This window comes from Nocardia sp. FBN12 (assembly GCF_054031145.1).
On sequence record NZ_CM132926.1, the window covers coordinates 2,655,753 to 2,677,506 of the forward strand.

A 21,754-nucleotide genomic window follows, 5' to 3' on the forward strand; every position below is an offset into this window, starting at 1 on the left:
TGGTGGTGGGTGTGGGCATGGTGGGACTGTCGTGCGCCTTGTCATGCAGGAGTATGGCGTCGAGGTGGAAGTGCGCGGACGAGAATCGGCCGGCACGGAGCGTCGTTGGGTAACGCGGATTCATCGCGCCCTCGTCGTCGGAGCCATCGATCCTGCGCTACGGCCCGAGCGCGGTGCTCGCTCGGCGATCACGCGGGTTCGGATATTCGCCAGAGATTCGTCTTTCCTGACAAACACCTGACCTATTCCGCATTTAGCTCCGGTTTCAGGACGATGAGCGGTGCATTAGATCCAGCCAGCGCCGAAAGGTCCTTCGGTCGGCTCTGGTTAGAACTCAGATGAGGAGAACCTTCACATGTCCACTACTGTCTCGCCGCGTACCGCGGTCGTGGTCGGAGCCGGGGTAGCCGGCCTATCGACCGCGTGGTTCTTGCTGCAGGAGGGTGTGAAGGTCACGGTCGTGGACCGTCGTCACGTCGCCGCCGGCGCCTCGTGGGGGAATGCTGGGTGGCTCTCTCCGGCCCTTGCGGTGCCGCTGCCCGAGCCGTCGGCATTGCACGTCGGCCTGAAAGCCTTCTCCTCGACCTCTCCTGTCCGAGTGCCTCTTTCCGCCGATCCAGCTCTCGCACGGTTTCTCGGACGTTTTATCAGGAACTGCACTCACCGCCGATGGCAGGTAGCCCTGCAGGCGTTGACGGTCCTCAATCAGCAGGCTCTGGAAGTGTATGACCTGATGGCGCACGGCGGGGTGGCCAATACGACATGGCAGGACGATCCGTTCCTCATCGCATTCGCCGGTGAAAGCCAGCGTGAGTCGATGCTCTCCGAGATCGACCACATCCGCAGCGGCGGAATGACAGTCGATTTCGACCTGCTGGATGGTGAGGCAACACGTACTCGGGAGCCGGCGCTGAGCGGGCGTGTCGGCGCGGGAATTCTTCTTCGCGGGCAGCGTTCGATCGATCCCCCGCGCTTCCTGGCATCGCTACACAAGGCTGTGGTGGAGGCAGGCGGGAGGGTGATCGAAGGCCAGGCCGTGACCGGCATCGACGACACCAGTGACGGCGTGCGGGTCGACTTCGCCGACGGCACCACCGAGACCGCCGACGTCGCGGTCCTTGCTGCCGGTGGTTGGATCTCCCCGCTGGCCCGCAAATTCGGTGTCCGGACTCCGGTGCAGGCCGGGCGCGGGTACAGCTTCAGCATGCCCACCGAGGGGTTGCCCTCCGCCCCGACCTACCTGCCGGGTCAGAAGGTAGTGCTCACGCCACTCGACGGCCGAGTGAGGGTCTCCGGGATCATGGAGTTCGCAGCACCGGATCGGCCGTTGAATCGCCGGAGTATTGACGCGCTCGTCGCCGCGGCCACTCCGATGCTCGACGAGGTCGACTGGTCGCGCCGCAGCGACGAGTGGGTTGGTTCCCGGCCGTGCACAGTGGACGGGTTGCCGCTGGTAGGACGAACCGAATCCGAGCGTGTGTTCGTCTGCGGCGGACACGGGATGTGGGGGATCGCGCACGGGCCTCTGACCGGCAAGCTGCTGACCCAGCAGATCGTTTCGGGCCGTGCGCCAGCCGAGCTCGCGGCACTGAGTCCGCTTCGTTGAAGATGGGAAACTAGGCAATGACGACCAATCACTACACGACAATCGATACGCCGACCGCTCCGCAGATGGCATCGTTTTCCCAGGCCACGATGGTGGCAGGAATGATCTACACCTCTGGTCAGGTAGGCATGAACGTCGCGACCTCCGAGCGGGATGAGACGTTTCGGGACGAGGTCAATCGCGCGATCGACAACCTCGAAGCCGTACTGAGCGCGGGCGGCTCCGCGCTGTCCGCGGTAGTCAAAACCACCTGCTACCTCTCCAGCATGGACCTGTACGCCGAGTTCGACGCCCTCTACCGGGAGCGTTTCGCCCCGCCGCTGCCAAGTCGCAGCACGGTGCAATCCGGGCTCGCGCGTAACTTCCGGATCGAGATCGAGGCGATCGCCCGCGTGATCGAGGCATAGCCGCTGATCTCACCTACACGGGGCCCCGTCACGGGGTGGAGACGGCGAGGGCACCCACTAGCATCCGCCGCCACACCGGGCCGCTACTACGCGCCCGTCGGCGGCTCGCCCGAAGTGACAACAGTGGTCGACATACAAGTCCAGTCACCTCCGCTCGTCGGCCGCAGCCACCGCGAATAGCGCAATCGTTCCCAGCACCCGAGGAGACTCTTCCCATGACCGGCAGCACTACACGCGTAGCTATCGTCAGCGGCGCCCGCACCCCGATCGGCCGTGCAGGCAAAGCATACGCAAATATCCACCCCGCGGATCTGCTCGGCGCCTCGCTCAACGCCGCCGCCCTCAGATCAGGACTCGACGACCCCGGACGCATCGACCAAGCCCTGGTGGGCTGCGTCTACCAAGCCGGCGACCAATCGATGAACATCGGCCGCAACGGCTGGCTGGCAGCCGGACTGCCCTACACCGTGCCCGCCAGCACCATCGACACACAATGCGGATCCTCCCAACAGGCAGCCAACCTGGGCGCGGCTCTGATCATGGCGGGACAAGCCGACCTCGTCATGGCCGCCGGAGTCGAATCACTGGGCCGGGTAAAACCCGATCTGAGCAGCCACGGCGGTCACCCATACCCGCAATCGCTTCTCACACGATACAAAATGCCACACCAGAGCACCGCCGGTGAAGCTGTGGCCAAACACTACGGCGTGACCCGTGCGCAGTCCGACGCAGTCGGGCTACGCAGCCACCTACGAGCGGATCAAGCATGGAACACCGGGCGCCTCAAACCCCAATCGGTCGAAATCGAGATCGACGGCACCTCGTTGCTCGAACGCGACGAAGGAATCCGCGCCGACTCCACCGACGAGAAGATGGCCGCGCTCACACCCGCCTTCGACAAGAACGGGATCATCACCGCCGGGTCGGCCAGCCAGTTCTCCGACGGGTCCGCAGCGCTACTGCTGGCCTCCGAGCGAGCTGTCGAGCAGTACGGACTCGAACCGATCGCCTGGATTCGTCGAGTGGTCTCGGTCGGCGTGGACCCTGACCTGATGCTGGAAGGACCGATCGTGGCCACCCATCGCCTGCTCGATACGCACCGGATCTCGATCGACGACATCGACCTCGTCGAAGTACACGAAGCCTTCGCCGCGGTGGTCTGCGCGTGGCAGAGCGTCTACAACGTCGACATCGAGCGACTCAACGTCAACGGCGGCGCCATCGGAATGGGCCACCCGTTCGGCGCCTCGGGTATCCGGCAACTGGTGGACCTGGCCCACCAACTACGCACGACCCGAGGCACCGCGCTGTCGGTCATGTGCTGCGCGGGAGGAATCGGAACGGGCACACTGCTCGAATCCGCCTGACCAGCCACCCAAACAAGGCACCACCGACCCAACCAAAACGCTGATCGTGTGGACCGGCTTCTCTTGCCGTTCACCACCGCCGGGGTGATTGTGGCCGAGGCGTTTTCGCGATGCCGTTCCGGTCGAGGATCCGCTCGGCGTACGCGCTGAGCGTGGTGCCGAACCGGTCGCGCAGCCCGTGCTCTCCCGTCCAGCCCGCCGGCCGCCAACGGTTTGTACCGGAGCTCGCCCTCCTGGCCGCCGGTAAGGAGTACATATCGGGCGCCATGTCGACCGCCGACACTCGTACACATTCGAACTACCGATGCGCTTCCTGGCCCGGTCTGTCCCAGCACAACGACGGAAGCTCTTTGCTCATCTCGAGTTCGGGGGACGGCCGACACGGAGACGAGCCGCTGCGTCAACCTCTGACGCAACAGGCTCGATACTCAGCGCTTCCGCAGGTCTACCACTGTGGATAGCGAATGTATCCCCCTCCGGACACGCAAAGAGGGCCCCGATCATCTGATCGGGGCCCTCTTCGTCTGCAAGATGTACCGGCGAGAGGCCACGCAGATCTCGATTTTGCGAGACACCCAACCAGCTGGCCGTCGACAAGGACCGGATCGCCCGGGGCCGCAGCCAGCGAGTCCCCGCTTCTCGTTGCCGGTGCACTGCCCGCAACCGCACAGATCTTCGTCGCCACCCCGCGCGAGGCATCGCCGACCTCATACCAGCGGGTTCGGACTGATGTCGATCAGCAGCGTTGCGGTACAGCACATTGGTGGACAACAGCCCTGACCCGGACGGAAGTGTTGGCCTATCAGACTGACAGGATTTGAACCTGCGACCACTGGCAAGGGCGACCGATAGTCGCCGTCCGGGCACCGTTGGCGATCAGCTTCTCGTTCTTGGCTACGCGAGCGCGACCGACCAGGTCGCCGAGCACCGGATCAGCGCGGTGTGCCCTCGAGCCGCGCGCCTCGACCGGCTCCAGCCGGCGAACATCGCCGTCGACCGGCTCGTCCCGGTCACGACAGACTGCGCGCCGAACGACCGAACGACTTCACGCTGCCCGCCCGGGGAATATGGACGCAACGTCTACACGCAAGCGCAGCCCCCTTGCTGTAGTCGGCGACGATCGCACGCTCATGGAGCCATGAGCGTGCGTTCAGTGGAGCGGGCCCGCGGATCGTCCGACGGGCCCGCCTGGTCGATGTCAGACGCAGTGTGCGGGCGGGGCCGGGCTCCAGCTGCCGATGCAGCCCGCAGCGATGTACGCGAGTAGATCGATTACGGCCGAGCCGGTCTGTAGGACGACCGGTTCGGCTGCGGCGGTGTGGCTGATGGTGGGCTGCGTCGGTGTTTCGGGCACGGCGATGGCGAGTCCGGTGGAGGCGGCGCCGAACGCGGCGACCGCGATGGCAAGGGCAGCAAAGCGTTTCACGAGCATACGAGCGATCCTAGTGTGAAACACGGGTATTTAGACATGGATCGAAACCCCCTGATTTCGGGGGCTGATGCACGGATAGGTGATATCTCGACCTGCCCAACCAGTTACTGCAGCCGTCCCCTCCGCGTTCCCTGCGCAGAGCTTCCGTCACTCTATGGCCACGATCCTCGACGACGTCGGCCTGTCTGCCCGTATCACCGCCGACGTCGTTCGCCAGGCCGACGTATCCACGGCTCAGACGTACTACCTGGAGCGAGGTCGTCTACACAAGGTCGCCGCCGATATCGTCGACAACACGCTGACCGGTCAGAATTGATGTCCCTCCGGTCTAAGCAGGAACCGGTGGAGAGTAGTTATCGGATGCCGAGCGTCCGACGGCATCAATGGGTGGCCTGGCGAGCCCCAGCGTGTAGCGCACAGCATGAGCGCCCACGTCTAGCGGCCGGAAGACGCTCGGCGCGTGCGCCTTCACGTGTCGGCTCGGGGCGCGCCGATCGCGCACTACCGGACGCTCGCCTACTTGGGGAGGAAGATCGCGGCGCTTGCGATGAGCGGGCTGAGAACGGGAAGGGCGGTGCTCAGCTCGGCGTAAGCGGTGCGATCGACTCCCATGAGTTGCTCGAGTTTCGACCGTTGCTCGAGTCGCTCGACCAACTCCGTGGTCGTCGTGGGCGCAGCGGACACGAAGATCGCCGCCGACAGTCGCTCGCCACGTCCGCGGAGCGCGGCGGCGGCGGGCACGTAGAAGGCCCCGACCAGTATCGACCCGCCTGCCCCGAACACCACAACCAGCTCCTTGGCCGGGTTCTTTGTCATGAGGACACTCGCTCCGAGCGCCAGTGTGGACAGCGCGACAAGGGATCCGAGCGCGGTCGTCAGACGTTGGAGTAAACGTCGAAGTGACACCAGCGCGACTACGGCTTGCTCGCGTTGTTCGAAAGTTCCTTGCGGCAGTGGCAGATTCGCGGTGTGTCGAATACCGAACATGGTTGCCCCGGCGAGTCCCCCGCCGAGGCAGGCGATGGCGACGAGGAGGTCACCGCGCCATCCGCTGCCGGGGCGCGCAGCGCTCAACTCGCCCACCGAGAGCACCAGCAGGACACCGATACCGAGCAGCGCCGTCGGGACTGCTGTGTTGCGTAACGGTATCTGCTGCCCATGCGACACCGAGCGCCATGCATCCAACCCGTAGCCGCCCACCAAACCGGCTGCCGAACAGAGGCTTACGGCCAGCGAAGCCCACACGGGCCAGATCGCATCAGATCGATAGCGTGAGGAGAGCGCAATGCCGAGCCCGGCAACTCCCAGCAGCACCGCGAACAGACAGTTGCGCCAGTAAGAACTCGACACGCCACTCCTGGTTCGTCACCGGCACTCTCGATCGGCCGAACCTATTCGATCACGTACCGCTCGAGTGTGAGCGTCGATGCACGAAACCGACGTTTGGTTCAGGAGCTGGACTGTGCCGCGTTGAAGAGGCAACCTTGAAGTGAGCCCCGAACTATGTTCTGGTGCAGCGAGTTCCCTGCGAGGTCGAGTACCGCGCGGGCGACAGAACGGCAGGTCCCTGGATGTTCAACGACCGTCGTCGCACCTACCCTGGCGGGTCTTCCACGTGGACTTCCTGGCGCAAGCGGTTGGAATCGTTCGCGCACTTCGTCGGGTGGGCGCTGGCCGTCGGTGCCGGGATCACCCTTGTTGTGCTCGCGGTCCCGAAGTTTGGCGATTCCTACAACCTGAACGAAGAGTTCAGCCACGCCAAGAACTGCGGTGACGACCTGGACTGCGGTGACGACCTGGACAGCTTCGAACCCCTCGAAGTGCTGGTCGTCGGGCGAGACATCGAACGTACGACCAGTACGAACAGCGATTCCACCACCTCCACCACCACGACCCACTACATGCTCACCTGGCAGCGGCCCGACGGATCCCGACGCACCCACGAGGTCTCTGCCGAGCTGTTCCGAAACTCCCAGGAGGGACAAGCGGCGACACTGAGGATGTGGCACGGTCACGTCATCGCTATCACCGCGGGCACCGAGACATATTGGTTCCCGAGCCCAGGCGCCGAAGGCATCGCATTCTGGCTGGTTACCGGAGCCGTCGGCCTGGCACTGGTGGCATGGGGATCGGTACGGATGGTGGGCTGATCGCCCCAGCCGGATCCCTGCCCGCAGACCTGCGCCGCCCCACGCGCGCAACCGGATCGCATCGGCGGTGCGTCTGCGAACAGAACCTCGTTCGGCAAACAAGATCCCAATTCCACTGGTGCGGTTATGGTCTGGGTGCCGTCGCCGCGAAAGGACGCCCATGGACACCACCGAACGTACAACACCCGAACAACACTCCTGGGTACGTCGAAATCGGTGGCTGATGATCGCGAGCGCAGTCGGCGCGGTCATCGGGTTGACGCTGGCCGGCGGCGGCCTCCAGCACCTCAAACCGCTGTTCGGTATCGAGAGTGACTCGGTGCGATTGTCCGAACCTGCTGTTCTGCAGGGACTCCCGCGTCTCACCGATCCCGAAGTTCAGCGCGAGGCCGCGACCGCCAAGAGCACCTACGGGACGGACGTCGACTCGGTAGTCGCCGTCTATGGCGCCTCGAGCGAACAGCCCGAACTCATGGTCCATGTGGTGGCGGCGTCCTTGAAGAACCCCGAGATCAACCTCGACCGGCTACTGACGGACACGCTCGGCACAACGCCTCGAGACGTGTCGAAGGTCGACGCGGGCCCGTTGGGCGGGATCGCCCAGTGCGCTACCGCCGAGACCGCTCAGGGCTCGACGGCCCTGTGTTCGTGGGTTGCCGACAATAGTTTCGGCAAGATCGTGTGGGTGGGCGCCTCGCTGGCTGACATCACACGCGAATTCGTGCACATTCGGGGGCAGCTCGAGAGCTGATGTCGGCTCAGGTATCACGCCGGGCGAACCGGCTCTTATCGCCCACTTTGACGGTTGCCTCCCATGAGGACAGTGTCTGGGTTCGATACCGCGGAACGGATGTCCTGGCCTGCGGAACCGTGGGCGGAGTCCATCACGCCGAGTATCTCGAGGGCGCAGATCTACTGACAGCGGGATCGTGTCGGCGCGGCAGCCACCCCGGTCCGGGCGAGGCACCGTGAAGAAATTGAGGTCCTGCCCGCACGGAAAGGGCCACACCCGTTGCGTCGGGGCCGTGCCTACCCGACCGTTCGCGCGCATCAACCGCTCGACGGTGCAGCGGCAACTCCGCTGCCATCTCCTCCGAGACTGGTTCTGGAGCAGCGGGACTCGCTGTTGCAGCTTGTGTTTTGCGGACCTGGTTTCCGGGACAGTTTCGGGTTCACGCCGATCCGTTCGGCGACGGTCTTGATCGCGGCCCATTCTGCTGGGAGTCGACGATTGAGCGCACGGCCTTCTCGCGGATCTCTCGTCGGGGTAGAAATTCGGCATAGAACTCACCTTCCCTAGCAAGAAGGTGCGCATGTTGGCTGCTGGGATCACCCGCAACGGGTGAGGTGGTGACGCGGCGCCGGGATCACAGTGAACCTGGGACCCAGGCCGAGCACAGAAGTCGGCCTGGAGCCGACGATTCCTACGTGCAGGAGGCATTGATGGTTGAGCCGGTTGATCAGGAGTTGATCCGGGATGCGTTCCTCTATGTGCAACCGCTGGTCGAGACCCGACGTCAGCATGGGATCCACAACGCCAGATTCGGCCCGGACAACGCGCTGACCGCCTTCCGGCGCCTCCTCGACGACACGGTGCGCACCGTCCCCAGCCCCAACAGCGACACCCTCTACACCGTCTTCGGTTACACCCTCGCCGACGGCCCACTGGTAGTGGTGTTCCCGGAGGTCGAACGCGACCGTTACTACGTGCTGCCGTTCTACGACGCTTTCACCAACGTCTACGCCTCCTACGGAACTCGAACCGGCAGGTTCGAGCCCGGACCGCATCTGCTCGTCGGCCCAGGCTATGACGGCGAGGCACCGGACGGGATGCCGGTGATCCAGTCGCCGACCGAGCGGGGTGCCATGCTGGGCCGGTTCCTGGTCTATGGTCCGGACGACCTGCCCACCATCCACGCCATCCAGGACTCCATGTCGGTCACCACCCTGACCGACTGGAAGGCAGGCAAACGGGGAATCACCTACACCGAGACCGGCGATCAGCCGTGGCCGGAACGAGGATCAGCAGTGCCTGACGTCAAAAACGACCCTGCCGAGTTCTGGAGAGCCGTCGACGAGATGATGCCCGGCACCCCGGTCCCCGACCGCGACCGCGACCATTTCGACCGGTTCATCCCGCTCGGCCTCACCCGTGACGGGTTCACCGAGCCGACGGACCCGGCCGTGCGCGACGCGCTCTACCAGGCCACTCTCGACGGTTGGCAGTTCCTCACCGATATGGGTGCCGACCAGTCCAAGGCGGAAGCACTCGGCGTGCACTTCCTGCACAAGAACGGCTGGGACTGGTCCGCAGTCGGCGGCGACCCGGACAATACCGGCGTCCGCGACTACGGCACCGACTACATTCTGCGCGCCTGGGTCAATCTGCTGTACTACGGGATGCTCCCGCCCGAGGAAGCGCTGTACCCGACCTCGTTCTACGACGAGCAGCGGGTGCGGATGGATGGGGCCGCCCACAGCTATTCCCTCACGATCGACACTTCGGACCTGCCCAACCACTCCAACGGATTCTGGTCGGTCACAATGTATGACCTCGACGGCTACCTGGTTCCCAACAAGCAGGATCGGTTCAAGCTGAGCAGCCACAGCGAGCTCACGCCCGACCAGGACGGGAACATCACCATCACCGTCAGCCACGACGAACCAGCTGACAAGAAGGTCAACTGGCTGCCCGCCCCGGCCACCCAGTTCTATCTGATGTTCCGCGCCTACCTGCCGGTGGCCGCCGTTGTCGACGGCACCTACCCCTTCCCGATCATCCGGCGCTCGGCGTGAAAACTGCCTTGCCGAGCGGACTTCCGCTGACGATGGCTGGCTCCATTGCATCCGTAAAACGTGGGATCCTCAGGCCCTCTGGTGCGGATCGGTGATTGTCATAGGAGACCGGTGGCGCTGCCCGAGCGCCTGGCAACGGTGACTTCTTCCGCGCAGGGTCCGAAATGAAGCACACGCATCCTTGCACCGCAACCAAGATCACGACGTCATCATTCGCCGATACGAACATCTCCCGATCCATACCGACGCTGAGTTCCACCGATCAGCGACGTCACAGATCACCGAAAAGGCACGTGTCAGGCTTCCCCCCACCGCATGCGTCAAACCCACCACGAATGACGTCTGCGGGTCAGTTGATGGGAAACACCCCTCGGTGCAGGGCGTTGAGCAGTCCGCCCAAGGGAGCTGACTAAGTTTCTGATCTCGTCCTGCTCACCGGCGAGTTTCCAGCTGCCTGCTGATCCAGTGCGCGCATTCAATGCGCCAATCGGGCGGCCATCGTGGTCAGGTTGTCGGCAAAGGTCAGCACGAATTCGACGCACAGGTTGATCAGTTCGTCGCGGCTGATGTCCATGCCGCCGTCGAGCCAGGCCAAGACCAATTCGGCGGCGCCGCCGGTGATCATCAGCGAAACCGCACGGACCAGGGTTTCGCTGCCGGCGGGCGGGTCGAACAGCGCGCGTTCCTGTTCGGCGACGACGTCGGCGATAGTGCGCATGGCGGCGGCGCGGCGGCGCATCAGGATTTCGCTGCCGTGCGCCTCGGCGAAAGCGATTCGGGCGCGGCGGGGGTCGTCGACGACGGAATTGAGGATGGCGGTGACGGCTGCCCGCGTTTTGGCTGCGATGTCGTCTGGCGCGGCGGCGAGTGCGTCCAATGAGCTGCGGATCGCGGTTTCGATGATCTCGTCGTGTACGGCGGCGGCGAGTGCGTCGAGGTCGTCGAAGCTCTCGTAGAAGAACCGCGGACCGACCTTGGCCTGTTCGCAGACTCCGCGCACGGTGGTCGCGGCCCAGCCCTGGGTGCCGATGATGTCGAGGGCAGCGTCCATCAGCCGCTGGCGGCGTTCGTCGCGTCGCTGTTCGGCCGAGGTGCCGCGATAGATGCCGGTCGCTGCCCGTGTCACAACCCTCAGTATGCCGCACCAAAAACAGGAATCAATCGTTTACGGAAACGACTGATTCCTGTATGTTCCAAGTCACACCACATCGCCACGGTGCGAGAGGACAACGAACATGATGTCGACCCTGGGCCGGCGGGCCAAATCCGCCGTATCCGCTATTGCCGAGCGATATCCTTCGCAGACCCGCGCGCTGGCAGACCCGCTGCCCGGCAGCGGATTACGTCCGATCATGGGCGATTACGGTGTCCCGCTCATCGGGCACGCAATACCCGCGATGAGCGACAGCCTCGATTTCGCCCGCCGCCGTTTCGACAAGTATGGGCCGGTGCACTGGGCCGGACTTGTCGGGCGACGCGTTGTCATGGTCGCCGGACCGGAGGCCACCGAAGAGGTACTCGCCGACCGCGACAAGGTGTATTCCGCGCAGCGCGGCTACACCTTCTTCATCGGCCCGTTCTTCCACGGCGGCATCCTGCTGCGCGACTTCGAGGAACACCGCTACCACCGTCGGATTCTGCAGCAGGCCTTCACCCGGCCGCGGTTGGTCGGCTATCTCGATATCACCAGCCCGGCCATCGAGCGCGGTATGCGCGATTGGACACCGAATCGCGATTTCCAGCTCTATCCGGCGGCCAAACGCCTGCTGCTCGGTTTGTCGTCGGAAGTGTTCATGGGGGCGAATCTCGGGTCGGAGGCCGCCGGGCTGGAGCGGGCGTTCATCGATGCGGTGCGTGGCGGCCAGGCGCTGGTGCGCACGAATCTGCCCGGCGGTCTGTGGGCACGCGGACTGCGCGGGCGCGCGGTGCTGGAAGATCACTGTCGTCGCGAGCTGCCTGCCAAACGCGCGGGAAATGGCGATGATCTGTTCAGCGTGTTGTGCCGCACCGCATCCGAGGAGGGCCATACGTTCACCGACCAGGATATCGTCGACCATCTGATCTTCGTCCTGCTCGGCGCGCACGACACCAGCACGATCGCGGTGTCGATGATGGGGTATCAGCTCGGATTGCATCCCGAATGGCAGGACCGGCTGCGCGCCGAATCGCAGGCGTTGGGCAAGGAGTCACTCGACTATGCCGACCTGGACCGGCTGCCGACCCTGGATCTGGTCTTCAAAGAGATTCTGCGGATGTACTCCCCTGTCGGGCAGCAGATCCGCGAAACCGTGCGGGATACCGCGATTCAGGGTCAGTTCGTCCCCGCTGACACCTTGGTGATCGTCGGCTCGTACTCGGCCATGCGTCAGGCCCGCTGGTGGAACGACCCCGACGTGTTCGATCCCGAACGGTTCACGAACGAACGGCACGAGGACAAGGCGCACCGCTATACCTGGGCCCCTTTCGGTGGTGGCGCACACAAATGCATCGGACTCTATTTCGGCGGTATGACAGTCAAGGCGATCATGCACCGCATGCTGTTGCACTACCGCTGGACGGTGCCCGCCGACTACACGCCGCCGATGGGATGGGCGACCGGTCCTGTCCCCCTCGATGGCCTACCCATCCGACTCGAACGCCTCGGCGCCTCGGTGTCGGCATGAAGATCGCCGCCGACCGCACCCGTTGCGAGGGCCACGGCATGTGCGAAGCATTGCTGCCCGACATATTTCGGGTCGGCGACGAAGGCAACGTGACGGTGCTGACGGACCAGGTTGCCGAAGCCGAACTCGACGACGTGCGGCTGGCGGTCGACAGCTGCCCGGTGGAGGCTCTGCGCCTGGTCGACTGAAGCTCTTCGACAGCCGGGCAATATCCGCTCGATTGCCCTGTTTGAACCACGGGGCTATTCCTCGCCGGCGTGGAGGTCGGTCATCGTCGCCGCCCTTGCCCTGCGTTCGGGCGCGTGGTCGCTACGACGCGAGGCAGGGCGATACCGAGGGCGATCATGCCGAGACCAAGGCCGAGGTGTAGCCAGTCATCAGCGGTGTTGAGCGGCACGAAGTTGGCGGCGGTGTCCTTGTCGACCAGCAGTCCGTACACCCACAGGACCAGATAGATCAGGCCGCCGCCGAGCAGATAGGTCCGCGCAAGTCCCGCGGTGGCCGCGGCGAGAACGCCCAGGACACCGAATGCCAGGTGAACGATATTGTGCAGCACCGAGACCGTGAAGATCCCGAACAACTGAGCATGGGAATGATGGCCCGCCCATTCGAGGCTGGCGTAGTCAGTGGTGACGCCCGGGACGAATCCGAGGACGCCCACCAGCAGGAAGGTCGCACCGACGACCAGCGCGGCGAGCTGGACCGGCGAGCGCGCGGTGCTGCGCACGGGAGTGGACATGGCGTTGTCCTTTCGTTTTGGTGGGCGAACGCCGACGACGATGCGATGATGCGGCGTGGCGAGCCCGGTTCCTGGATATCGACCGCATGCCCGGTGAATGCCGGGGCAAACGGGTGCGTCTGCCTGCACGGTCGCGGCCTCGGAATCGCCCGCGCGGCCTCGCCCACAACGCCTGGTTCGCGGCGATTCGCGGCTTCGCCACGACGTCGACTGGGTCGACGGCGCACCACAGAAATGGGGAGACGGTCCGCCGGCGATCGAGTCGGGCGCGATCAGCGCGGGCGGGCGTCCAGCACACAGTCCGGCGCGGCGGTGGGCACCGTCCGCAGCAGCGTGAAACCGCCGCGGGCGAGCAGCTCGCGGAACTGTGCCTCGGTGCGTTCGTGGCCGCCGTCGGTGTTGACCAGCATCTCGAGGTCGATGAATTTGCCCGCGTGCGGACGCTGATGATCGGGCAGCACCAGTTCGATCACCAGCAGCCGGGCGGAGGGGTCCATCGCGGCGTGGATCGTGCGCAGGATCTGCTCGGCTTTGGCGTCGGACCAGTCGTGCAGGATGTGCTTGAGCAGGTAGGCGTCACCACCTGACGGGACTTCGTCGAAGAACGACCCGTCCCGCGCCGCGCACCGCCCCGCCAGCCCGTGCGCCGCGAGTTCGCTGTCCAGGTTCGCGACCACGTCGGGCAGGTCGAACACGATGCCCTCGGCATCCGGGTAGCGGTCGAGGATCTCCACCAGCAGGCTGCCGCGCCCGCCCCCGACATCCACCAAGGTGTCGAACTGGCCGAAATCGTAAGCTGCCAGCAGCGGTTCGATCGACAGCGTGCTGATACTGGTCATCGCCCGGTCGAACAGGTCGCCGGTCTCGCGGTGCGTCGCGGCGTACTCGAAGAAGCTCGCACCGTCGAGAGCCGGGCCGACGGCTTCGCCGGTGCGTACCGCGTCGGTGAGGTGGGTCCAATGGTTGCGGTGATACGGCGAACCGAAGAACAGGGACGTATCGCGCAGTGTCACCGCGCTGTCGGAGCGCAGCGACTCGCCCATCCTGGTGAGTCCGTAGGAACCGTCGCGGTGCTGGGCGAACACCCCGAAACTCACCAGCAGGCGCATCAGCCTGCGCACGCCGTCCTCGTCGGCGCCCACCGCCGCGGCCAGCTCGGCCGCCCCGCGCCGCCCACGGGCCAATTCGTCGGCGATACCCAGTTCGGCCGCGGCACTGATCGCCTGCGAGAGGAATCCGGCGATCTGTAGTTCCAGTAGCGCGATATGGCCGGGAACTAGTCGGCGATGCAGCGCCGAGAGCGCGTCGCGCACTCGCTCGATGGCTCGCAGAACCGGTGCGGGTGGTGGCTTCTTCGGTGCTGTGGACGTCATGACGACTCCATCGTCGGCCGGTTGACCTGCATGTACGCGACGAAGCTTACGGGAATCGCGCGTCGGGATACCGGAACCGGGGTCAGGTCGGGGGTCGCCAGGGCGAACGGCAGGACCGCGTCGGCTCCGCTGGTGCGTAGGGCGTGCGCCGCGATCGCCATGGTCCAGCCGGCACCGGACAGCCTTTCCGTGCTGAAATCATCTGCGGAGACCAGCAATTCACACAGACCGTTCTGCCGCACTGCCCACGAGGCAGCGAACTCGTGGATTTCCGCATCGGCACCAGGCCCGAGCAATCGCGGTTACCGTGGAGTGCGGTGTCGAGGAGAGGACCGTCGCCATGTACCCGCCCGGCCCCCGACTACCCGCGATCGCGCAGACGATGCGGTATGTCCAAGCGCGAGAGCGCTTCATGACCGCCACCGCTCGCCGTTACGGCGAAACCTTCACCTTGCGCATGGTGCCGCCGTACGCCCGGCATCTGGTCGTGTTCACCCGCCCCGAACACGTCCGCGAGATCTTCGCCGCCTCCCCCACCGACCTGCACGCCGGCGAGAGCAACGGCATCCTGCGTCCGCTGCTCGGCGATCATTCGGTGCTCATCACCGACGAGGCCGAGCACGCTCGCGCCCGCCGCCTGCTGATGCCCGCCTTCACCGGGCCCGCGCTGACCGGTTATCGCACGATGATCGAGCAGATCGCCGCCACCCATGTGGAGACCTGGCGGGCTGGATCGACGGTCCGCAGCCTGGACGCGATGACCGGGATCACCCTCGATGTCATCGGCGAGGTGGTGCTCGGTGTCGCCGATCAGCGCCGCCGCGACCTCCTCGGTCCACCCATGCGCCGCATCACCGACATCGCCCCGCTCACCCTGCTCGGTTCCCGCTACCCAGCCCTGCAAAACCGTGGACCCTGGAAACGGTTCCACCACGACCGCGCCAGTCTGGACGCCCACCTCTACGCCGAGATCGAGCAGCGCCACACCGGCAGCGACGCCACGGGCGCAGATGTGCTGTCGCGACTGATGGCAGCGGGCAGCGGCAACGACACCCCGCTCACCCCGGACGAACTCCGCGATCAGTTGGTCACCCTGCTCGCCGCCGGGCACGAGACGACCTCGGCCGCGCTGTCATGGGCGCTACGCGAACTGGCCGCCGACCCCGCCCAGCAGGACCTCGCCCGCCGAGCCGCGCTAGACGGCGACACCGTTTACCTCGAAGCTGTGATGAAGGAAGCACTGCGCTACCACTGGGTCATCGGCGGGGTGGTGCGAAAGCTCACCCGCGACATGATGATCGGCGGCCACGACCTGCCCGCTGAAACCGTCGTCGCGACCTCGATCCTGCTCGCACACAAGCGGCCCGAAGCCTTCCCCGACGCGGTGTTCCGGCCCGGCCGCTTCCTCGACGGCAGCGTGGCGCCGAATACCTGGCTGCCGTTCGGCGGTGGGGTGCGCCGGTGCATCGGCGCGGGTTTCGCGCTGATGGAAGGCGCGGCGGTGCTCCAGGAGATCCTGCGCCGCCACGTTTTGTCCCTGCCCGCGGCCGCGACGACGCGGGGCCGGGTCCGCAATATCACGCACGTTCCGTCCGACGGGGCACCGATTCTGGTCAACTGAACAGGCGGTGGAGGCGCTGCCTGACCGGACGCCGGATGGAGTTTTCAGACGCCCTCTTCACGAATCCGTGCTGAGATCCATTGATCTCGACCAGTTCAACGGGTGCGGTGAAGTGGTCGAGATCGACGGCGGCGGATCGAGCTAGTCGGCGTGCAGATACACCGGAACAGTCGCGTGCCCGTTGGAGATGAAACTCGGCACCGGCGCCAGCTCACCCTGACTCGTCGCCAGGCTCATCCGTGGGAACCGGTCGAACAGTGCGGGCAGCGCAACGGCCGCTTCCAGTCGCGCCAGCGATGCGCCGATGCAGTGGTGCGCACCGTAGCCGAAAGCGAGGTGCTGCTCGCGGGTGGCACGGGTGGGGTCGAACTCGGCAGTGTCGGCGCCGTGCACTTTCGGGTCACGGCTGGCACCTGCGTAGGAAGCCAGGATGGCCTCGCCCTTGCCGATTCGATACCCCCCGGCGATGTCGATATCCTCGACCGCGTACCGGAGGGGCAGGTGTGCCACCGGCGCCTGGAAGCGCAGCGTCTCCTCGACCACGTCTGCCCACGACACGTGGCCCTCGGTCACCGCGGCGCGCTGCTCGGGATGGGTGAGCAGCGCGACGATCGCCTGGTCGAGCAGATTGACCGTGGTCTCGTGACCGGCGTTGATGACCAGCATCAAGGTGTCGACGAGCTCCTTCTCCGACGGCGCGGAGTCGTCCTCGTCGCGGGTGGCGATCAGCACGCTGGTGACGTCGTCACCAGGATGCTCACGACGATAGGCGACGACCTCGCCGACCAGTCCGTACATTTCGAGGTAGTTGGCCTGCGCCTGCTCGGCGGTGAACGAGCCATCGAAGAAGCCGTCCACGCACTTGTGCAGCGCAGACCCCAGCCCGTCGGGCACACCGACCAATTCGGTGATGACCCGGATCGGAACCGGGTAGGCGAAGCCTTCGCGCAGATCGGCCGGCTCACCGGCGGGGGTGGCCGCCAGCGCGTCGAGCAGGTTCTCGGTGATCTCGGCGATCCGCGGACGCAGCGCGGTACTGCGGCGGTGACTGAAAGCCGGGGAGATCAGCCGGCGCAGCCTACGGTGATCGGCGCCGTAGGCGGTGAACATGTTGTCCACCGCCACCCATGGCAGCAGCGGCCACGCCTCGGTGATCTCGCCGTTGATGAACGACATCCAGTGCTGCCTGGGGTCTTTCGATACCCGTGGGTCGGCGAGCAGGCTCCGGAGCACGGCCTGATCGGTGACCGACCAGGCGGGCACGCCACCGGGCAGCTCGACCAGCGCCACCGGGCCACGCTGCTGAATGCGTGCCGACTCACCTTGGATGTCGGCACCGGTCGTATCCAGCACGATCGGTTCCATGAAAATCTCCTCCATACCAGGGTCCGCAGCCCGTGATCGACAGTGCCGCAGTCGGTTTCGACCGCGTGTGGGGAACATACCCCGCGGCCGCACCGCCTAGCGGACGAACAGGGGCGCGGACGGCGGAAAGCTGACCGGCAGCGTCGTCATCGCATGGTGGAATGGACCAGGACCTACTACGCGATTCTCACCGATCTCGACATCCACGACAGAGAAGAGAGTGATGAGCATGCGGTGCGTGGTTTTCGGAGCGACCGGCTACATCGGCGGACGTTTGGTGCCGGAACTGATCCAGGCCGGTCATCAGGTCCGAGTCGTGGCCAGGACGCCGGAGAAATTGGCGGAGGTCCCCTGGCGGGATCGCGTCGAGATCGTCCGTGGCGATGTCACCGACGACGACCAGGTACGCGCGGCCGTCGCCGACCGAGAGGTCGTCTACTACCTGGTTCACTCGCTGACCCGTGGCGACTTCTCCGATACCGACCGGCAGGCGGCCGAAATCGTCGCGACCGCCGCGGACTCAGCTCACGTTCGACGCATCGTCTACCTCGGCGGCATCGTCCCGGAACACGCCACGCTCTCGCGCCACCTCGCCTCCCGCGCCGAGGTCGGCGCGGTATTCCGGGAATCCGGCGTCCCCACCGCGGAACTGCGCGCCGCGGTGATCATCGGATCCGGGTCTGCCAGCTTCGAAATGCTGCGTTACCTGTCCGAACGCCTGCCCGCGATGATCACCCCCCGATGGGTGCACAACCGGGTCCAGCCCATCGCCGTCCGAGACGTCCTCTATTACCTGGTGCACGCCGCAGCCCTGCCCGCCGACGTCAATCGCTCGTTCGACATCGGCGGCCCCGATGTCGTCACCTACTTGACGATGATGCGCAAGTACGCCGTCGTCGCCGGGCTGACGCGTCGAGTGGTGCTACCGGTACCGGTTCTCACGCCGTGGCTGTCGGCGCAATGGGTCAACCTGGTGACTCCGGTACCTCGCGCGCTGGCCGTGCCGCTCATCGAATCCCTCGTCCACGAGGTCGTGTGCGGCGAGCACGACATCGCGGCCTACATCCCCGATCCCGCCGACGGTCTCACCCGTTACGAACGCGCTGTGGAGTTGGCGCTGCATCGAATTCGCAACGCCGAGGTACCAACTCGCTGGTCCGACGCCAGCACCTTCGGCGCGCCGTCGGATCCGTTGCCCACCGACCCGGACTGGTCGGGCGGCTCCCTCTACGAGGACCTCCGTGAGCACCACACCAGCGCCGACCCCGAGACCCTCTGGGCGGTGATCGAAGCGATCGGCGGCGAGAACGGCTGGTACTCGTTTCCGCTCGCCTGGTCACTGCGCGGCTGGATCGACCGAGTCTCCGGCGGTGTCGGTCTGGGCCGGGGCCGCAAGAACCCGCGCCGCCTGCATCTGGGCGAAGCCTTGGACTGGTGGCGCGTCGAACACATCGACCGGCCCCATCTGCTGCGGCTTCGCGCCGAAATGCAGGTCCCGGGATTGGCATGGCTCGAACTGAGCGTCGAACCCGACCCGCGCGGGGGCTCGAACTACCGGCAGCGGGCCATCTTCCAGCCGCACGGGCTCGCCGGGCATCTCTATTGGAAGGCGATCACCCCGTTTCACAACGCTGTGTTCGGCGGGATGGTCCGCAATATCACCGGAACCGCCGAACGGGCACCCGCCGACGACGCGGCTTCGCCGGGTTGAGGATTCGCCCGCTACCGCTGACGTCCAGCGTTCACATCAGTCGCGAGCCGGGGCCAGTGCGCGTACGCGGCCGCCTCGCCGCGCCCACAACGCGCGAGCCAATGCCGAACCGGCAACACGGGTGCGGCGCACATTGCTCACGGTGGCTCGCGCGGTGAACACCGCGAACTCGGTCTCCTCGATTCGGTCGAGAATCTCCGAGTACAACACGGCTGCCGTGGCGACACAGGGTCGCGAAACCGGATGGAGCAGCGTGATTCCCGCGTCGGCGTATCGGTACCAGTCTCGGGCAACGGCGTGTTGTGCCGCCAGCGCCGATCGCACCCTGGTGTCGGTGCGCCGGTGATCGCGACACCAGTGCAGCAGGTCGCGGTCCACACCGAACGCTGCCAGCTCGTCGGCGGGCAGGTACACCCGGCCGCGGTCGAGGTCCTCGGCGATGTCTCGCAGGAAGTTGGTGAGCTGAAAGGCCTTTCCCAGCGCCGCCGCGTAGGGAGCGGCCTCGGCTCGAGCGCCGACGGTGCCGAGCACGGGCAGTACCTGCAGGCCGATCACCGCTGCCGAACCGTGCACGTAGCGATCCAGCGCGGCTCGGTCGGGGTAGTCGGTCACCGTCAGGTCCATGCGCATCGACTCGAGGAATTCGTCGAACAGGACGTGGTCGATCCGGTATCTGGCGACCGTATCGGCAAGCGCGGCGAAGATCGGGTCGTCATCGCGGTTACCGGAGAGACTGTCGTGCAGATCCTCGGCCACCGCGTCCAGTCGGTCCGCCCGACTGCCGGTGGCGTCATCGATCGGGGGTTCGTCGACGATGTCGTCGGCCCACCGGGCGAAGCCGTAGAGAGCGTGGATCGCCGGGCGTTGGGCGGGCGCGAGCAGTCGGGTGGCGAGAAAGAACGTGCGCCCGTGACGCGCGTTGAGCTCACGGCATCGGAGATAGGCCGCGCGCAGCTGCGTGGCGCGGATACCGGCGGCGTCGAGTTCGGTGCGCATCATCGTCGATCACCCCTGCCTGCGGTCGCGGCCGAGGACCGCGTTGTGGACACCGTGCCGGTGATCCGATCGGCGGCGAGACGACCTGACAGCAGAGCCGTCGGCACACCGACGCCGGGCACGGTGCCGCAGCCTGCCAGTACCGCGTTGGACACGCCACGCGGCAGGTTCGCCGGCCTGAATGGGCCGGTTTGGGCGAAGGTGTGCGCGAGCGAGAACGGCGTACCGGCGAGCAGTCCTCGGCGTTCCCAATCGGCGGGGCTGTCCAGATGCACGACCCGGGAATCGCTGACGAAGCCCGGGACCAACCGATCCTCGACGACGGCGGCGAGCTCCTCGCCGTAGGTGGTAGCACGGCGATCCCAGTTCAGGTCCTTGCTGCGGTACAGGTTGGGAACCGGTGCGAGGACGCTGAACAGATCGCGGCCGGGTGGGGCGAGCGCGGGATCGGTCGCGGTCGGGCGGGTCACCAGCAACGACGGGTCGGTCATCAACTGCCCCGCACCGATCAGTTCGTCGAAGGTCTGTTTCCACGCGGCGCCGAATACCAGGTTGTGATGTGCGGTCGGCACCGCCGCCGGAACACCGACATGCAGGACAACGGCGGAAGGTGCCGGGCGCCAGCTGATCGGGCGGCGCGGGCAGCGATCGAGCAACTCGTAGGCGGTGGGCAGTTCGGTCGCCAGAACCAGGGCATCACAAGGTATTCGACGCCCGCGTTCGGTGAACACCGCGGTGACCCGGTCACCCTGCCGTTCCAGGTCATAGACGGTCTCGTCGTAACAAAACGTCACCCCGGCGTCGACGGCCGCGGCAGCCAGGGCATCGGGCAGTGCGCGCATCCCACCGCGCGGAAAGTAGACCCCGCCCACGGTGTCCATGTAGGAGATCACCGCGTACAGCGCCAGCGCTCGTTGCGGTGACACCCCCGCGTAGAGGGACTGGAAGGTGAAGACCCGGCGCAGCCGTTCGTCGGTGAGGAACGATCCGATCGCCTTGTCGAGGCGCCGGAATCCACCGAGGGCGATCAACCGCGCGAACGCCGGTGTCAGCAGCGAGAGTGGAGAATCCACATTGGCGGCGATGAATCGGTCGAATTCGACGCGGTACAGCTCGCTCAACCACGCCCGAAGTCGGCGATACCCCTCGACATCCCTCGGTCCGGCGAAGGCCAGGACCGATTCCTCCATCACCGCGGGGTCACTGTAGACATCCAGCGCGCTGCCGTCGGCGAAGTGCGCGCGGTAGGCGGGGATCACCGGCAGCAGGTCCAACCGGGATTCGAGGGTCTCGCCGACCGCGGCGAGGGTGTCGGCGACGATGTCGGGCATGGTGAGCACCGACGGCCCGGTGTCGAGCCGATAGCCGTCGACATCGCGCCGCCCGGCCCGACCACCGGCGACCGTCTCGCGCTCCACCACCGTGACGGCGCGACCGCGCCCGGCCAGGTGCAACGCAGCGGCCAACCCTGCCAGACCGGCCCCGACGACGACCACCTCATCGGTTCTTCCCGATACCGTTCGCATAG

Annotated in this window: 20 protein-coding genes; 11 read left to right on the top strand and 9 right to left on the bottom strand. The window is 65.9% G+C overall.

The features are described from left to right. Positions 1 to 355 precede the first annotated feature (355 nt). The 3 genes from ACWZHB_RS12870 (at position 356) to ACWZHB_RS12880 (ending at position 3,380) form a co-directional block, all read left to right on the top strand. Positions 356 to 1,606 (top strand): NAD(P)/FAD-dependent oxidoreductase, encoded by a 1,251-nt coding sequence (locus ACWZHB_RS12870; protein WP_427908165.1) that lies wholly within the window; start codon positions 356 to 358, stop codon positions 1,604 to 1,606. Between the two features lie 17 nt (positions 1,607 to 1,623). Next, entirely contained in the window at positions 1,624 to 2,013 is a 390-nt protein-coding gene (locus ACWZHB_RS12875; RefSeq protein WP_427908166.1) for a RidA family protein, read from the top strand. A 215-nt stretch (positions 2,014 to 2,228) separates the two neighbouring features. Continuing rightward, on the top strand, positions 2,229 to 3,380 hold the full coding sequence (locus ACWZHB_RS12880) for a thiolase family protein (RefSeq protein WP_427908099.1): 1,152 nt from the start codon (positions 2,229 to 2,231) through the stop codon (positions 3,378 to 3,380). 1,198 nt (positions 3,381 to 4,578) lie between these two features. Here ACWZHB_RS12880 and ACWZHB_RS12885 read toward each other — a convergent pair. After that, the gene (locus ACWZHB_RS12885) at positions 4,579 to 4,812 is read right to left on the bottom strand and encodes a hypothetical protein (protein ID WP_157125090.1); all 234 of its coding nucleotides are present in this window, start codon (positions 4,810 to 4,812) and stop codon (positions 4,579 to 4,581) included. Positions 4,813 to 4,966: 154 nt separating this feature from the next. Between ACWZHB_RS12885 and ACWZHB_RS12890 the strand changes: the two genes are divergently transcribed. After that, a complete protein-coding gene (locus ACWZHB_RS12890) occupies positions 4,967 to 5,128 on the top strand; it encodes a hypothetical protein (RefSeq protein WP_427908167.1) in 162 nt (53 codons plus the stop codon). A 200-nt stretch (positions 5,129 to 5,328) separates the two neighbouring features. Here ACWZHB_RS12890 and ACWZHB_RS12895 read toward each other — a convergent pair whose 3' ends face one another. After that, complete coding sequence (locus tag ACWZHB_RS12895) at positions 5,329 to 6,162, bottom strand: hypothetical protein (protein WP_427908168.1); 834 nt, start codon at positions 6,160 to 6,162, stop codon at positions 5,329 to 5,331. A gap of 161 nt (positions 6,163 to 6,323) precedes the next feature. Here ACWZHB_RS12895 and ACWZHB_RS12900 point away from each other — a divergent pair, with 161 nt between their 5' ends. The 3 genes from ACWZHB_RS12900 (at position 6,324) to ACWZHB_RS12910 (ending at position 9,758) form a co-directional block, all read left to right on the top strand. After that, a complete protein-coding gene (locus tag ACWZHB_RS12900; RefSeq protein ID WP_427908169.1) occupies positions 6,324 to 6,962 on the top strand; it encodes a hypothetical protein in 639 nt (212 codons plus the stop codon). Between the two features lie 223 nt (positions 6,963 to 7,185). Next, on the top strand, positions 7,186 to 7,713 hold the full coding sequence (locus ACWZHB_RS12905) for a hypothetical protein (RefSeq protein WP_427908170.1): 528 nt from the start codon (positions 7,186 to 7,188) through the stop codon (positions 7,711 to 7,713). Between the two features lie 692 nt (positions 7,714 to 8,405). After that, positions 8,406 to 9,758: a DUF1254 domain-containing protein gene (locus tag ACWZHB_RS12910; protein WP_427908171.1), complete on the top strand. Its 1,353-nt coding sequence runs from the start codon at positions 8,406 to 8,408 to the stop codon at positions 9,756 to 9,758. A 475-nt stretch (positions 9,759 to 10,233) separates the two neighbouring features. On the opposite strand, the gene ACWZHB_RS12915 is transcribed toward ACWZHB_RS12910, so the two are convergent. Next, positions 10,234 to 10,884, bottom strand: coding sequence for a TetR/AcrR family transcriptional regulator (locus tag ACWZHB_RS12915; RefSeq protein WP_427908172.1), 651 nt, complete (start codon positions 10,882 to 10,884; stop codon positions 10,234 to 10,236). Positions 10,885 to 10,993: 109 nt separating this feature from the next. Here ACWZHB_RS12915 and ACWZHB_RS12920 point away from each other — a divergent pair, with 109 nt between their 5' ends. Both ACWZHB_RS12920 and ACWZHB_RS12925 read left to right on the top strand, forming a co-directional pair. Beyond that, complete coding sequence (locus ACWZHB_RS12920) at positions 10,994 to 12,421, top strand: cytochrome P450 (RefSeq protein ID WP_427908173.1); 1,428 nt, start codon at positions 10,994 to 10,996, stop codon at positions 12,419 to 12,421. Further along, a complete protein-coding gene (locus tag ACWZHB_RS12925) occupies positions 12,418 to 12,609 on the top strand; it encodes a ferredoxin (protein ID WP_427908174.1) in 192 nt (63 codons plus the stop codon). Before ACWZHB_RS12920 ends, ACWZHB_RS12925 begins: the two co-directional genes overlap by 4 nt. Before the next feature lie 80 nt (positions 12,610 to 12,689). Here ACWZHB_RS12925 and ACWZHB_RS12930 read toward each other — a convergent pair whose 3' ends face one another. From ACWZHB_RS12930 to ACWZHB_RS12940, 3 genes are all read right to left on the bottom strand, one after another. After that, the gene (locus ACWZHB_RS12930; RefSeq protein WP_427908175.1) at positions 12,690 to 13,160 is read right to left on the bottom strand and encodes a DUF4383 domain-containing protein; all 471 of its coding nucleotides are present in this window, start codon (positions 13,158 to 13,160) and stop codon (positions 12,690 to 12,692) included. A 272-nt stretch (positions 13,161 to 13,432) separates the two neighbouring features. After that, on the bottom strand, positions 13,433 to 14,533 hold the full coding sequence (locus tag ACWZHB_RS12935; RefSeq protein WP_427908176.1) for a methyltransferase: 1,101 nt from the start codon (positions 14,531 to 14,533) through the stop codon (positions 13,433 to 13,435). Further along, positions 14,530 to 14,829 carry a hypothetical protein gene (locus ACWZHB_RS12940; protein WP_427908177.1) on the bottom strand — a complete coding sequence of 100 codons (300 nt, stop codon included), beginning with the start codon at positions 14,827 to 14,829 and terminating at the stop codon, positions 14,530 to 14,532. Before ACWZHB_RS12940 ends, ACWZHB_RS12935 begins: the two co-directional genes overlap by 4 nt. Before the next feature lie 44 nt (positions 14,830 to 14,873). Here ACWZHB_RS12940 and ACWZHB_RS12945 point away from each other — a divergent pair, with 44 nt between their 5' ends. After that, entirely contained in the window at positions 14,874 to 16,154 is a 1,281-nt protein-coding gene (locus ACWZHB_RS12945; protein WP_427908178.1) for a cytochrome P450, read from the top strand. A gap of 141 nt (positions 16,155 to 16,295) precedes the next feature. Here ACWZHB_RS12945 and ACWZHB_RS12950 read toward each other — a convergent pair whose 3' ends face one another. Beyond that, a complete protein-coding gene (locus ACWZHB_RS12950) occupies positions 16,296 to 17,519 on the bottom strand; it encodes a cytochrome P450 family protein (RefSeq protein WP_427908179.1) in 1,224 nt (407 codons plus the stop codon). Between the two features lie 229 nt (positions 17,520 to 17,748). Between ACWZHB_RS12950 and ACWZHB_RS12955 the strand changes: the two genes are divergently transcribed. Continuing rightward, the gene (locus tag ACWZHB_RS12955) at positions 17,749 to 19,230 is read left to right on the top strand and encodes an SDR family oxidoreductase (protein ID WP_427908180.1); all 1,482 of its coding nucleotides are present in this window, start codon (positions 17,749 to 17,751) and stop codon (positions 19,228 to 19,230) included. Between the two features lie 36 nt (positions 19,231 to 19,266). Here the strand turns inward: ACWZHB_RS12955 and ACWZHB_RS12960 are convergent, their stop codons facing one another. Beyond that, complete coding sequence (locus tag ACWZHB_RS12960; protein ID WP_427908181.1) at positions 19,267 to 20,229, bottom strand: phytoene/squalene synthase family protein; 963 nt, start codon at positions 20,227 to 20,229, stop codon at positions 19,267 to 19,269. After that, complete coding sequence (gene crtI, locus ACWZHB_RS12965; protein ID WP_427908182.1) at positions 20,226 to 21,752, bottom strand: phytoene desaturase family protein; 1,527 nt, start codon at positions 21,750 to 21,752, stop codon at positions 20,226 to 20,228. Before crtI ends, ACWZHB_RS12960 begins: the two co-directional genes overlap by 4 nt. Between the last annotated feature and the right edge of the window lie 2 nt (positions 21,753 to 21,754).